Genomic DNA, 14,024 nt, shown 5'->3' with positions numbered 1-14,024 from the left:
ATGTCCCTCAGCTCTTGACCTGGTCGCGCAATCCCTTGGTGGCCATTTCGAGAATTGTCTTCTGACCACGCTTGATGATGAAGCCGGGGACCGGCGCCTTCGGGTCGAGCATCATCTCGAACTCGACGTGGGTGCCCTTGTCGGTCTCGGTCAGCCGGTATTCGGCGTGCTGTGCCTTCTGCTGCGAACTCTCGACGAGATCCCACGTGACTCCTGTGTCCGACCAGGTGTAGTCGAGGACCTGGTCGTCGGAGATGCCGAGGAGCGACGCCTTCATCTTGACCCGCTTGGGCCGCCCGTCGGGATGCCGGTCGATGACCTCCACGCTCTTGTGGATCGATGACCAGGACGGCATCGATTCCACGTCGGCGATCGCATCCAGAATTTGTGCCGGTGTCGCGTCGATGTCAATGCTCTTGCTTCCGCTAACTGCCATGAGAAAACCGTAACGGATCCATCGGCTATGTGACATCGGATATGGGTAAGTTCGTTTGGCGATGCAAGAACGCGAGACGCGGCATACTTCTGACGTGTCTCGAGAAGGGGGCCACCGCCGCTAGCGCTGTGCGCGAGAAGGGGGCTGCTGATGCCTTTGATGCCGATCACCGAATCGATGTTCCTGCTGGCCGAAACGCGTGAGCATCCGATGCATGTCGGCGGACTGCAGCTGTTTGTACCGCCAGACGGAGAGGCCGAGGATTTCGGCGAGTTCGTCTACGAAACCTTCTGCAAGCAGACCGATGTGGCGCGGCTGTTCCGCAAACGACCCGCTTCGCCCGTGAACGTGATGGGCACCCTGCGGTGGACTCATGACAAAGAGCTCGACTTCGACTACCACGTGAGACGTGCGGTGCTGCCGCGTCCCGGCCGTATCCGTGAACTGCTCAAATATGTGTCTGCACAACACGGCGGGCTGATGGACCGCCATCGGCCGATGTGGGAGGTCCACGTCATCGAAGGGCTCGCCGATGGTCGGCTCGCCCTCTACACCAAGGTGCATCACTCTCTCGTCGACGGGGTTTCGGCACTACGCCTACTTGAACGAGCACTGAGTCCTGATCCCGAGGCCCGTGACTGCAAAGTGCCGTGGGACCCGGCCCTGTTCCGTCGGCCGAAGAAGGACGGCGGATCCCGCGGCGGGCTGAACCCACTGCATCTGGTGTCCGACGGCGTGAAGCTCGCCGGTGACATCGCGAGTCTGGCCCCGGCGGGTCTGCGGATCGGCATGCACGGTCTGCGCGATCCGAACCTGGTGTTGCCGACCGGTGCACCCAAGACGATGCTGAACGTGCCGATCGGAGGGGCCCGACGATTTGCTGCCCAGCAGTGGCCGAAGACCCGGATACGTTCGGTGGCAAAGATTCTCGAGATCTCCACCAACGACGTCATCATCGCGATGTGTGCGGGCGCCTTGCGGTCGTACCTCCTCGACCGGAACGCGCTGCCGAGCGCGCCCCTGATCGCGATGGTTCCGGTGTCGATGCGCGAGGCCGGTGCGGACTACTCGGAAGGCAACGCCGTCACCACGATGCTCTGCAACCTCGGCACCAACGAGGCCGATCCGGCACGTCGGCTGGCCGTGGTGACGGGATCGACGCGTCAGGGCAAACGGATGATCAAGGACCTGACGCCGATGCAGGCGCTGGGGTTTGGTGGTGTGACCATGGCGCCGCTGTTGTTCTCCACCGTTCCCGGCTTCGTCCGTTACACACCACCGCCGTTCAACATCGTCATCTCCAACGTGCCGGGGTCGTCGCGGCGGTTGTACTGGAACGGGGCCCGTCTGGACGGGGTGTATCCGGTATCGATCGCGTTGGACGGGCAGGCCCTGAACATCACCGTCACCATGACGGCAGGGAAGGTGAACTTCGGACTGATCGGAGCTCGCAGTTCCATTCCCCACCTACAGAGACTGCTGGTCCATCTCGAGAACGCGCTGACCGAACTGGAGAAGCTCGGTGGCTGAACGGGTTCGGCGCACCCGCCTGCGCCTGATGTGTGTCGGTGCGGCCGCGATCATCGGGATGTCGATGGTGGTGTCGTGCTCGAACGACGAGGCGGCATCAGACGTGTGCGCGCTCCCGTCGGGCCCGAACGGTGGCTCGGCCGCACCTGTTGCGACGGCGGCAACCCCCGACACCACCGAGAACTTGTCGACGAATCCTGAGGTCGCGACGGGATATCGCTCGGACATGACTGCCGTGCAGACCACTTCGTTCGCGGCGGCCACCGCCAATCCGCTGGCGACCCAGGCTGCTTGTGAGGTACTGGCAGACGGTGGCGACGCCGCCGATGCCCTGGTCGCCGCGCAAATGGTGTTGGGCCTGGTCGAACCGCAGAGCTCCGGGATCGGCGGAGGTGCGTTCGCGTTGTACTACGACGTAGACGACCGGTCGGTGCAGGCGTTCGACGGCCGCGAGGTGGCCCCGGCCGCGGCAACCGAGAACTACCTGCGCTGGATCGATGACGTCAATCGGACCGAGCCCGTACCCGACGCGCGCGCGAGTGGCCGGTCCATCGGTGTGCCCGGCGTCCTGCGCATGCTCGAGACGATGCAGTCCGAGCACGGAAATGCCGAGTGGCGCAAACTGTTCGAACCGGCTGTCGCCCTTGCCGACGCCGGGTTCTCCATCAGCCCGCGACTGGCAGCGGCGATCGACGATTCGGCCCCGGATCTCGGTGCAGATCCAGAGGCCAGAAGCTACTTCCTGCAGCCAGATGGTTCGCCCAAGCCTGCGGGGGAGAGGCTCACGAACCCGGCGTACTCGAAAACGTTGGGTGCCATCGCATCCGACGGTGCGGAGGCGTTCTACAGTGGCGACATCGCGCAAGCGATCGTCGCCGAAGCGGGGTCGACGGCGAACGGGATGACGCCGTCGCAGATGACGGTCACCGACCTGGCGAACTACGAGGCAAAGGTGCGCGAGCCGATCTGCGTGCCGTATCGGGACAACCAGGTCTGCGGCATGCCCACCCCGTCGTCCGGTGGGATCGCGGTGGCCTCGACGCTCGGCGTCTTGTCGAACTTCCCGATGGATCAGTATCCGCCGACCGCTCTTGATCTCAATGGCGGAAAGCCTTCGGTCAACGGTGTGCACCTGATCTCCGAGGCGGAGCGGCTTGCCTACGCAGACCGGGACAAGTACGTCGCCGACTCCGACTTCGTGCCGTTGCCCGGTGGCAGCTCCGAGGCGTTGCTCGACCCCACCTATCTCAAAGGCCGGGCCGCACTGATCAATCCCGACCGCTCGATGGGTACGGCAACAGCCGGGACGTTCGACACCGGCCCGATGGGCTGGTTCGCCGGAGTGGAACACGGCACCAGCCACATCTCTGTCGTCGACTCCGAGGGCGACGCGGCGTCGATGACAACAACCGTCGAGTCGTCGTTCGGGTCGTTCCACATGGTCGATGGCTTTCTGCTGAACAACCAGATGACCGACTTCTCTGCCGTACCCACCGACCCTCAGGGCGCGCCACTGGCCAACCGGGTCGAGCCAGGCAAACGACCACGCAGTTCCATGGCCCCGACGCTGGTCTTCGAGGCCGCCGACAACGGTCTCGGGCAGCTGAAGATGGTGGTCGGTTCCCCCGGCGGCTCGGTGATCATCCAGTTCGTCGTGAAAACCCTGGTGGGACTCATCGATTGGGGGATGGATCCCCAGCAGGCGGTCTCGATGGTCGACTTCGGAGCCGCGAACTCCCCGAAGACCAATGTGGGTGGGGAGCACCCGAACATCTCGGGGCCCGACGACCCCCTGGTGACGGGGTTACAGAACCTGGGTCACACCGTCGAACTCGCCGATCAGTCCAGCGGCCTGAGTGCACTCCTGCGGACGGAGACGGGATGGTCGGGAGGCGCGGATCCCCGACGTGAGGGAATCGTCCTCGGCGACTGACGGTTGAACATCGCATGTCACGTATCGGAAGTTCTGACCTGGATGTCTACCCGCTCAACCTCGGTGGCAACACCTTCGGCTGGACCAGTGACGCGGCCGAGTCGTTCGCGGTGCTCGACGCGTTCGTGTCCGCCGGCGGCAACTTCATCGACACCTCCGACAGCTACATGGCGTCGGCGCCTGGAAACGTCGGTGGAGAGTCGGAGACGATTCTCGGCGAATGGTTCACCAAACGTGGCCGGCGCGACGACATCGTCCTGGCCACCAAGGTGAGCCGTCACCCCGAGTTCCTGGGCCTGGCACCCGACAACATCGCGCGTGCGGCCGAGGCATCTCTGCGGCGCCTGAAGACCGACCACATCGATCTGTACTACGCGCACTACGACGACCCGGATGTGCCGCTGGCCGACACCCTGGGTGCTTTCGACGCTTTGGTGAAGGCGGGAAAGGTGCGCCACGTCGGTATCTCGAACTATTCAGCCGTGCGGATCCAGGAGTGGATCGACGTCGCCGAGGCCAACCGGTTCGCCAAACCGGTTGCCCTGCAGCCTCATTACAGCCTGGTGGCGCGCCAGCCTTTCGAGGACGAACTGCGTCCACTTGCCGAGAAGTTCGACCTCGGAGTATTCCCGTACTGGGCATTGGCGAGCGGGTTCCTCACCGGCAAATACCGCACCGCGGGAGATGTCGCAGGTGTCGCACGCAGCAAGATCGTGGAACGGTATTTCAATCCCGAAGGGTTGGCGGTGGTCGATGAGCTCGATCGCATCGCCCGATCTCGCGGCGTGCAGATCGCGACCGTTGCGCTGGCATGGACCCGCCAGCAGCCGACAGTGGTCGCCCCGATCGTCAGCGCCAGGTCACCCGAGCAGCTCGAAGCTCTGCTCGGGTCTGTCGACCTGACGCTGACCACCGACGAACTGGCCCGACTCGACGATGTGTCGGCGAAGGTTCCTGCCGGTCAGTAGTCGTCGTCGCCGTAGATGATGACGCCGCGGAGGTTCTTGCCCTCGGCCATGTCGCGGTAGCCCTGGTTGATGTCCTCGAGCTTGTAAGTTCTGGTCACCAGCTCGTCGAGCTTGAGGGCACCGCTGCGGTAGAGGTTGAGCAGCTTCGGGATCTGCGTGCGAGGACCGACACCACCGAAGATCGCGCCCTGCACCCGCTTCTGCAACAGGGTGAGTTCGAACAGGTTGAGGTCGGTGGCGACCTGGTCGTACGGTCCCATCGCGGTGACGATGACCTGGCCGCCCTTGCCGGTGAGGGACAGACCCTGCTGGACGTACTCGCCCTTGACCACACCCATCGTGAGGATGACCGTGTTGGCCATGGCGCCCCAGGTGAGGTCGGCGATGTCGGCGGCGGCTTCTTCCATCGACGCGTAGGTGTGGGTGGCGCCGAAGTCCAGCGCGGTCTTCCGTTTGTCCTCCACCGGGTCGATCGCCACGACGAACCGCGCGCCCGCGTGGGCGGCACCCTGGACCGAGTTGATACCCACGCCGCCGATACCGGCGACCACCACGGTGTCACCGGGCCGGGTGTTGCCGATGTCGACTGCTGATCCCCAGCCCGTGGAGACACCACAACCGAGCAATGCTGCCTTGTCGAGGGGGATGTCCTTCTCGATCTTCACGACCGACGCCTGATGAACCGTGACGTAGGGGGCAAAGGTGCCGAGCAGGCACATCTGGACCACAGGAGCGCCGTCCTTGGTGACACGGAACGTGCCGTCGGAGATCGCCTGGCCGGTGAGCAGTCCGGCACCGAGGTCGCAGATGTTCTGCAGACCCTTGGCGCACGACGGACACGTGCCGCAGGCGGGGATGAACGCGAGCACGACGTGGTCACCCTCTTCGAGGCCGGACACACCCGGCCCGACCTTGGTGATGACGCCGGCGCCCTCGTGGCCGCCGAGGACCGGAAGGATCGGGATCGGACTGGACCCGTCGACGACGTGGGCGTCGGAGTGGCAGAGCCCGGATGCGGCCAGGCGTACCTGGACCTCTCCGGCGACCGGGTCACCGAGATCGATCTCATCGATCTTCCAGTCGGTGTTCAACTCGGTCAGGATTGCGGCCTTCGTTTTCATCGCGGTGACTCTCTGCTCGCGGCCTGGCACTGTGACCCAGTCCCTGACCATGCACTTACTGTGACCTATGCCACCTTACTGATGAATCAAGGTGAGTGCCGCGAATCCGTCAGAACCGGAAACGCCTGTGGTCAGATTCATGCCCGGCCGGGCTGAGAGCACCACGAAACAACCTGTTAGTCCCGGCGTGACCATCCCGAAACGGATCGGGCCTGTACTTGGTCCAAGGCCGAACGCAGCACATCGACGTGCCGCGCGCCTTGTGAAACCCAAGTCCCGCACTGCCTTTGATCGCACCATGTCAGGAGACATCATGTCCGATATCGATCAGTTGATTGCCGAGAATATCAAGAAGTCGTTGGCTGAGATCCCGCATCCGTCGTTGCCGAAGGGCAGCAACATTTATGGGGGGACGAAGTTGTTTCCGGATTATCAGGCTGAGGGTGGGGAGTCGTATTTCACGTTGGTTCATGGGATTGCTCATGAGTCGTCGGTGAGTTTTGTGGCGGTGTTGCAGGCGACGCGGGCGTTGCGTAAGGGGTTTGAGTCGGCGTTGTATTTTTATGGTCCGGGTGCGATCAATTGCCTGGCCACGCGTGGTTTTCCGACGACGGGTGATTCGGGTTTTCCGGGGGAGCAGAACATCAATGATTCGTTGGGGACGTTCATCGGTGAGGGTGGGACGGTGTATTGCTGTCGGTTCGGGTTGGCGTTGCATGGTGGTCGTGAGGAGGATTTGATCGAGGGTGTGATTCCGGCTCATCCGCTTGATGTGCAGGATGCGTTGATTCATTACGCCCGTAAGGGTGCCATCATCAACTCCACGTACATGGTCTGAGGACGTCGAAATGACCATCCTCGCAGGCGTTTCCGCAAACTTCACCCGTGATCTGGACCAGAACTACGCCCTGATCGCCACGCTTGCCGACGAGGCGAGGCAGCAAGGCGTCGATTTCTTGGCCCTGCCCGAGGCGGCGCTCGGTGGCTACCTGTCGTCGTTGGGCAATCACGGCGACACCGTCAAGAACACCAATCGGTCACTGCCGCCGGCCATCTCGGTGAATGGGCCCGAACTGCAGAAGGTGCAGAGCATCGTCGGCGACCTCGTGGTGGCGATCGGCTTCTGCGAGCTGGCAGACGACGGGGAAACGAGGTACAACGCCGCGGCGCTGCTCGACGGTGGTCAGATCTACGGCACCTACCGCAAGGTGCATCAGCCACTCGGCGAGAACATGTCGTACTCCGCCGGAGACGTGTATCCCGTTTTCGAGACGCCCGTAGGCCGCATCGGGCTGCAGATCTGTTACGACAAGGCATTTCCTGAAGCCGCACGCGTGATGGCGCTCGACGGTGCCGAGATCATCGCTAGTCTGTCTGCCTGGCCGGCCGCCCGTACCGCCCGCGCCGACAACCTGCAGGAGGACCGGTGGACCTACCGGTTCAACCAATTCGACATCGCTCGAGCCCTGGACAACCAGGTGTTCTGGGTGGCGTCCAACCAGTCGGGCACGTTCGGGTCGCTTGATTACGTGGGTAACGCCAAGGTTGTCGACCCCGGCGGGAACATCCTGGCGACCACTCTGCTCGGCAGCGGTATGGCGGTGGCCGAAGTGGACATCACGGCCGCGTTCGAGCAGATGCGGGGCGGTATGTTCCATCTCCGTGATCGCCGACCAGACGTGTACTCCCGGGTGACCGAACTCGACGAAGCCCGCACCGCGACCTGGCGGGAGTTGGCACATGCCTGAGGCGGCAAGACACATTCCGGTGGTGATCGTCGGCGGCGGGCAGGCCGGTCTGTCGGTCAGCTGGTATCTGGGGCGCCAGGCCATCGAGCACCTCGTCGTCGAGGCCGAGACCCCCGTGCATGCGTGGTCCGACACCCGCTGGGACAACTTCACGCTTGTGACACCCAACTGGCACTGCCGACTTCCGGGTTACCCATATGCGGGTACGGATCCCGATGGCTTCATGAAGCGTGACGAGGTGGTCGAGTGGCTGAACGGCTGGCTCGACACCTTCGCTCCTCCGCTGCGCACCAACACCCGCGTGACCCGGCTTCGTCAGGCCCACAGCGGCGGTTTCGAGCTGACCCTGTTGTCGGAGGCCGGATCGGAGACGGAGACGGTGACGTGTGACGACGTGGTGGTCGCAACCGGCGGCTACCCCGTGCCGGTGGTGCCGCCGTATGCCCCTTCTCTGGACCCCGCTGTGGTGCAGCTCCATTCGGAGCAATACCGCAATCCGGAGCAACTTCCCGGCGGCGCCGTACTGGTTGTCGGCACCGGCCAATCCGGTGCGCAGATCGCGGAAGACCTGCACCTGGCCGGGCGTCGGGTGCACCTGGCGATGGGCAAAGCGCCCCGCGTTGCGCGCTTCTACCGAGGCCGGGATTGCATGACATGGCTCGCCGAGATGGGCGTCTACGACATCGGTGTGCAGGAGTATCCCGGCGGCCAGGCGGCGCGCGAGAAGACCAATCACTACGTCACCGGGCGCGATGGTGGCCGCGACATCGACCTGCGCGAGTTCGCGTCGCAGGGGATGAAGTTGTACGGGCTGCTGGAGAACGGCAAAGACGCAAGGCTCGAGTTCGCGCCGACCCTTCGTGCATCGCTCGATTCGGCTGACGCCGTATACAACTCGATCTGCCAGGACATCGATCGGCACATCGAACGCGAGGGCATCGACGCACCGCCGGCCACTCGGTACGAACCGGTCTGGGAACCGGACTCCGAGCCCACCTCGCTCGATCTGACCGAGGCGGGTGTCACCAGCATCATCTGGGCGATCGGCTACCGGCCCGACTACCGGTGGATCGAGGCCAGCGTGTTCGACGGTGCCGGTCGCCCGATGCAGACGCGGGGGATCACCGCCGTTCCCGGGCTCTCGTTCATCGGATTGCCCTGGATGTACACGTGGGGTTCGGGTCGATTCCACGGGATCGACCGAGATGCGGCGCATGTCGCCGCCGCGATCATCGACCGGACCCGTCCCGACACGAACGGCAGCCGGCCGGTAACCGACGGGGCAACACTCGCCACCACGCCCTGACCGTTGCCTTGTGCCCGCGGCAGTGTGCGACCGTTGACGGATGAAGGTTCGCATCGGAGTCGGAGTTGTCTCGTCCACGGATCGGTCGCTCGCAGCAGGTCCCGCCCTGGCGGAGCTCATCGACGAGTCCGAACGACGTGGCATCGACTCGCTGTGGCTGTCGGATCAAGCCTCATCTGCACACCACGTCGATCCGCTGATCGGATTGGCCTACGCCGCGGGCCGGACCGAGAAGTTGAAACTCGGCACCGGGGTGCTGGTCCTGCCCGGCCGCAACCCTGCGCTGGTCGCCGCGCAGTTGGCCGGCCTCGCAGCGACCGCTCCGGGCCGGGTTCTCCCGGCGTTCGGCGTTCAACCGGCGACGGTGTCCGACCGGACGATGTACCCCGTACCTGCCGGTCAACGCGGCGCGGTCTTCGAGGAGGCGCTCTCCGTGGTGAGAGCGTTGCTCACCGAACCGTCAGTAACCTTCGAAGGCAGCTTCTTTCACCTTGACGAGGCAACTGTGGGGCCGCGCCCAGCAAAACCACTCGACTTGTGGCTCGGCGGGCGCCTCCCGGTCAGCATGAACCGGATCGGGCGACTGGCCGACGGGTGGCTGGGCAGCTTCGTCACTCCCGATGAGGCCGCCGACTGCCGACGGCAGATCGAAGCCGCTGCCTCAGAAGCCGGCCGGGAGGTGGAGCCCGATCACTACGGCACGAATCTCATCGTCGCACCGCAGGGTTCCGACGACACCGCCGTCGACACCGTGATCTCCGTTGTTGCACGTCGGCGAAAGGACCTCGCAGACCCGCAGCGGCTGGTGTGCCGGGGCTGGGACGAGGCCCGTTCCGAACTCGGCCGTTTCGTCGACGCCGGTATCACCAAGTTCGTGGTGCGCCCGGTGGTGCCCGTCGAGTCGATCGGCGAGTTCCTCGACCAGATGGTCGACGAACTGCTGCCCTTGCAAACCTGAGCACCCAACTCGCCTTCACACTATGGAGTTGTCAAAGAGCAGATCCAGGTCACTTGGTGACGGTGTAGGAGAGCGTTCTAGGCTGCTGCCGGCGTGTTGGAGGTCCGGTGATGTGCAGGAATCGGATTTTGCTCGCGGTCAACGCTTTTGGGCGGCGTGAACCAGGGATGTCCGTCGTTGCCTATGGCGACGGACCATCCGTGGTGGTGGATCATCCGGTGATGGTGGCGGCACAGTAGGACGGTGTTGCTGAGGCTGGTGCTCCCACCGGCTGACCAGTGCTCGATGTGGTGGGCGTCGGTCCATCCGGCGGGCCGACCGCAGCCGGGGAACGCGCACCCGCAGTCGCGCGCCAGCAACGCCTTACGGATTGCCGGGGTGACCGTACGATGCTCTCGGCCGACATCAAGCGGTACCCGCTCACCGTTCAAGATCATCGACGTCAACGTCGCATCGCAGGCCAGCATCCGCGCCGCTTGGCCACTGACCGGACCCATCCACTGCAACCGGAACGCGGACCGAAACCCCTTGTCGTCGAGGAACCGGGTGTACTCGTCGGTCGGCGCGGCCGGATCAGGTGGCGCTGCACCTTCCCCAGCCAACTCTCGGGCATCGACGGTCATCGTCAGATGAGGACGCACCCCACCCACCGTGGGCCGATTTTCGGTCTGCAGGTACGCATCGATCAACCGCTCGAGCCCCTCCGCCATCCGTTGCGCCGTCGATCGATGGTCAGGTGTGCCATCCTCGCCCGGAATCGGCCGAGCCAGGGGGTCGAGGCCCGTCATGAGCTTCTCGCCGAGGATCGCATCGACATCGAACCTGCCGCGCATCCGACCATCGGGACTCTTGCCTAGCGACAGAGTGTTCAGCTCGGTGTTCTCCGCCACCGGCACGCCACCGGAATCAACAGCCAGGGCGAACGCGTCTCCCCGGGCTCGTTCCCCGATCTCGGCAGGCGTGGCACCCGACCACGCCTGCCCCAACAGACGACCCACGCAGGCTTCACGCGCAGGGCCAGGCAACTGCGCCACAGCACGTTCAACATGTGCGATACCCCGCACGATCGCATCGACCTGTTCGCCTGAGAAATCACCGTCCGCAGCGTGATCGGCCACCCGGGGCAACGACACCAACGCCCGGCCGACCCGCACCATCCGGTGCGCGCACCCCGGCGCCAGCCCGCCGGCCATCAGCAACGAAGCGGTAGACGACTCGCCGGATCTCTTGGCCACGCCCCGCCGGTCCAGTGCGCCTACCCAGACCGACAAGACGTGATCGACGAGATGGCGAGTCTTGATCAACGCCACCACGTGTTCAGCCAACTCATCATCGGCCTCAGGTGGTGACCCCTGCGCGACCACAGCCAGCGCTGTGCGGATTCCCCCGATATCCATGACGCAACGATAGAACAAACAAACCTTTCGCACAAGTGTTCGAATGAATTTATTCTGTTGCAGCTCAACGTCTTTGAGGGAATGGACTTCACCGAACCATTCAGTTTAACGACCGGGTCTGACATCATGCCGGGCCAGCGGTGCCTGACCGTGCGGCATCAAGGCGTCGAGGGGGCCTCGCCACTTGTGGCCGGAAAGCCGCTGCGGACGCCTCCGCGCTCATCGGTCGGGCGGATCGATTGTCCGGTGGCCCTCTCAAATCGTGCCCGTGCGGCCCACACCGGCCAAACGCTTCGTCGGAAGACATTGGCAGAAGCAAACATTCGAACCGTCTGTCAACGCCCAGCCTGCTACCTATTTGCTGGAGAACCTGTTTTGTCGGTGCTGTGTTGCATCATGTCGACACGCGAGTGTAGAAGGAAGGTGACGTCATGACGATCGTGGTGACGACCGCAACCGGTCGGGTCGGGTCGCGGGTGACGCAACTGCTCATCCAGGCTGGGGTGCGTCCGAGATTGCTGGTGCGGGAGGCCGCGAAAGTCCCGGCCACGGTACGTACAAAGGCGGACATCGTCGAGGTGGACCTCGGCGACGCCCCCGCGGTCGCGCGGGCCTGCTCAGGGGCGCGGGCTCTCTACTGGATCGATCCACCGACCGACGACGATGACCCGGTTGCGGGATATGACCGCATGGGTGCCAGCGCCGCCCGCGCCGTCGTGGAATGCGGCATCGAGCGCGTGGTGTTCCAGAGCAGCGTCGGGGCAGAGGCAAGGCATGGTTTCGGTGAGATCGACGGGCTGGGGAAGACCGAGGACCGCCTCGACAGCACCGGCGCTGCTGTCACTCACTTGCGATGTGGGTACTTCTTCACGAACCTGTTGATGGATCTGGAGAGCCTCCGGAGTGGGTTTCTCGTCACCACGCTGCCTCTCGACGAACGGATTTCGTTTGTCGACCCCCGAGATGTCGGCGAGGTGGCTGTCGCTCGACTCCTGTCGGTTGATTGGGCGGGGCGCCACACGCAAGGCGTCCTGGGTCCGGCCGACTTGTCGTTCAGCGAGGTTGCAGACATTCTCTCCGCCGCGTCGGGCCGCGAGATCGTCGCCCAGCGGGTATCGGATGATGTTGTGGCACAGCAACTCGCGGGTTTCGGGATGACGGCCGCCCAGGTGGACGGGGTTGTCGGCATGTTGCGCGGCTTCCGTGGCAACTTCTCGCCCGAGAACTCTCGCGACGTCATCAGCACCACCCCGACCACGCTGGAGTCGTGGGCATATTCAGTACTGCGGCCGGCCTTGATCGCGGTGGACGGGTGATGGGTCACTCCGCCTCGGCCGCGGCGAACTCGTCCACGAAATCGTCGGCGGGCGGAATGGGGGTGATGACATCGATCAATACGCCATCCGACCCGTCGAGAATGAGGAGGTTGTCCGCATGCTCGATGAACTGAGGTCTCGGCCGACTTCGGCCCCGATCCCCGGCCGGCCTTAGGATGGGCGTCATGGTGATGGCTGACCGGCCCGAGGTCCAGACGGCGTCCATGCCGGTTACTGCCCTGACTGTCGTCGGGCTGGCGGAGAGCTTGCTGAACGGCCTTGCCAGAGTGCCCTTTCGACGTCCGTGGCAGGGACCCGGCGGACTGCTGGACAACCTGGGGCAGTCGGTCACCCGGCAGGTCGTCCGATCGTTCATGGGTTACTCGATGGGGCTGCCCATCGAGGAGTTCAGGTCGATGGAGAAGATCCTCGACGACATCTGCCGCGTCGTCATGCCGCCGTTCATCGAACTCACCGACAGCGTCGAGATCACAAACGACACGATCGGCGGAGTCGACGGCATCTGGTGTCGTGCAAAGGCCAGTTCGGATGCCTACGTGGACAATTCCGACGACAAGCAGACGATCGGCGCCACGATCCTCTACCTGCACGGCGGTGGATACATCGGCACGTCCCCGATCATGTACGCCGCATTCGCCGCATCACTGGTGAAGACCACTGGTTATGAGGTGTTCATCGCCGACTACCGGATGGCACCGGAGTTCCCGTTCCCCGCCGGTGTGCACGACGCGGCAGACGTCTTCCAAGGTCTCCTCGACCGCGGAGTCGACCCGGAGCATCTCGTGGTCGCCGGTGACTCCGGTGGTGGCGGCCTCGCGACATCCCTCATCTCGTATCTCCATGCCCAATCACTGCCCGTCCCGGCCGCGTTGGCCCTGTTCTCCCCGGAGATCGATCTCGAGCTCGATCACCCGTCGATCACCGACAACGCCCAGTACGACATCCTGCCCTGGAACATTCCGGTGACCCCGTACCTGCAGGGCGTCCAGCCGAACGACGAGCGTGTGTCTGCGGTGTACGCCATGGCAGATCCGGAGTGGTTTCCACCGACCTTCGTGTGCTGGGGCGGCGACGAGATGTTTCGCGACGGGATCAGGAAGTTCGCCGGCGGCTTGGACAAAGCCGGGGTCAAGGTGCACGCGATGGAAGAGCGCGGCATGTTCCACGTGTTCCCGATCCTCATGCCGTGGGCCGAGGCATCCAAGCGCGTGTTCGTCGCACTGCACGACCTGGCCGGACGACACGTCTCCCCCGACCACGACGCCGAACAGACCCACTGACGCGATCAGG

Annotated in this window: 13 protein-coding genes; 9 read left to right on the top strand and 4 right to left on the bottom strand. The window is 64.2% G+C overall.

All coding sequences use genetic code 11. The features are described from left to right. Window positions 1–7: 7 nt before the first annotated feature. Window positions 8–436, bottom strand: coding sequence for an SRPBCC family protein (locus MVA47_RS24990; RefSeq protein WP_247210298.1), 429 nt, complete (start codon window positions 434–436; stop codon window positions 8–10). Between the two features lie 150 nt (window positions 437–586). On the opposite strand from MVA47_RS24990, the gene MVA47_RS24985 reads away from it, so the two are divergent. From MVA47_RS24985 to MVA47_RS24975, 3 genes are all read left to right on the top strand, one after another. Beyond that, window positions 587–1,966: a wax ester/triacylglycerol synthase family O-acyltransferase gene (locus MVA47_RS24985; protein ID WP_247210297.1), complete on the top strand. Its 1,380-nt coding sequence runs from the start codon at window positions 587–589 to the stop codon at window positions 1,964–1,966. A 64-nt stretch (window positions 1,967–2,030) separates the two neighbouring features. Continuing rightward, complete coding sequence (ggt, locus tag MVA47_RS24980) at window positions 2,031–3,899, top strand: gamma-glutamyltransferase (protein ID WP_247211066.1); 1,869 nt, start codon at window positions 2,031–2,033, stop codon at window positions 3,897–3,899. 14 nt (window positions 3,900–3,913) lie between these two features. Continuing rightward, window positions 3,914–4,867, top strand: a complete 954-nt coding sequence (locus MVA47_RS24975) for an aldo/keto reductase (protein ID WP_247210296.1) — start codon at window positions 3,914–3,916, stop codon at window positions 4,865–4,867. Here MVA47_RS24975 and MVA47_RS24970 read toward each other — a convergent pair. Further along, window positions 4,861–5,988: an NDMA-dependent alcohol dehydrogenase gene (locus tag MVA47_RS24970; RefSeq protein ID WP_247210295.1), complete on the bottom strand. Its 1,128-nt coding sequence runs from the start codon at window positions 5,986–5,988 to the stop codon at window positions 4,861–4,863. The two genes, MVA47_RS24975 and MVA47_RS24970, sit on opposite strands and share 7 nt — an antisense overlap. Window positions 5,989–6,301: 313 nt before the next feature. Between MVA47_RS24970 and MVA47_RS24965 the strand changes: the two genes are divergently transcribed. From MVA47_RS24965 to MVA47_RS24950, 4 genes are read left to right on the top strand one after another with little or no spacing between them, the layout of a single operon-like run. Further along, a complete protein-coding gene (locus MVA47_RS24965) occupies window positions 6,302–6,826 on the top strand; it encodes an MSMEG_0572/Sll0783 family nitrogen starvation response protein (protein WP_062795209.1) in 525 nt (174 codons plus the stop codon). A 10-nt stretch (window positions 6,827–6,836) separates the two neighbouring features. Next, window positions 6,837–7,736 (top strand): carbon-nitrogen hydrolase family protein, encoded by a 900-nt coding sequence (locus MVA47_RS24960; protein WP_247210294.1) that lies wholly within the window; start codon window positions 6,837–6,839, stop codon window positions 7,734–7,736. Next, window positions 7,729–9,042, top strand: a complete 1,314-nt coding sequence (locus MVA47_RS24955; protein WP_247210293.1) for an MSMEG_0569 family flavin-dependent oxidoreductase — start codon at window positions 7,729–7,731, stop codon at window positions 9,040–9,042. Before MVA47_RS24960 ends, MVA47_RS24955 begins: the two co-directional genes overlap by 8 nt. 40 nt (window positions 9,043–9,082) lie before the next feature. Beyond that, a complete protein-coding gene (locus MVA47_RS24950) occupies window positions 9,083–10,000 on the top strand; it encodes a TIGR03854 family LLM class F420-dependent oxidoreductase (RefSeq protein WP_247210292.1) in 918 nt (305 codons plus the stop codon). Between the two features lie 77 nt (window positions 10,001–10,077). On the opposite strand, the gene MVA47_RS24945 is transcribed toward MVA47_RS24950, so the two are convergent. Then, window positions 10,078–11,397, bottom strand: a complete 1,320-nt coding sequence (locus tag MVA47_RS24945; protein WP_247210291.1) for an HNH endonuclease signature motif containing protein — start codon at window positions 11,395–11,397, stop codon at window positions 10,078–10,080. Window positions 11,398–11,828: 431 nt separating this feature from the next. Here MVA47_RS24945 and MVA47_RS24940 point away from each other — a divergent pair, with 431 nt between their 5' ends. Continuing rightward, the gene (locus MVA47_RS24940; RefSeq protein ID WP_247210290.1) at window positions 11,829–12,713 is read left to right on the top strand and encodes an NAD(P)H-binding protein; all 885 of its coding nucleotides are present in this window, start codon (window positions 11,829–11,831) and stop codon (window positions 12,711–12,713) included. A gap of 4 nt (window positions 12,714–12,717) precedes the next feature. Here MVA47_RS24940 and MVA47_RS24935 read toward each other — a convergent pair whose 3' ends face one another. Continuing rightward, on the bottom strand, window positions 12,718–12,900 hold the full coding sequence (locus tag MVA47_RS24935) for a hypothetical protein (protein WP_247210289.1): 183 nt from the start codon (window positions 12,898–12,900) through the stop codon (window positions 12,718–12,720). Here MVA47_RS24935 and MVA47_RS24930 point away from each other — a divergent pair. Next, window positions 12,899–14,014, top strand: coding sequence for an alpha/beta hydrolase (locus tag MVA47_RS24930; RefSeq protein ID WP_247210288.1), 1,116 nt, complete (start codon window positions 12,899–12,901; stop codon window positions 14,012–14,014). The genes MVA47_RS24935 and MVA47_RS24930 overlap by 2 nt on opposite strands. The last annotated feature ends 10 nt before the right edge of the window (window positions 14,015–14,024 follow it).

Origin of the sequence: Williamsia sp. DF01-3 (assembly GCF_023051145.1) — a bacterium.
Lineage (GTDB): Bacteria > Actinomycetota > Actinomycetes > Mycobacteriales > Mycobacteriaceae > Williamsia.
The sequence above is the reverse complement of the archived record's forward strand: the minus strand, read 5'-3'. Positions and strand labels throughout refer to the sequence as shown.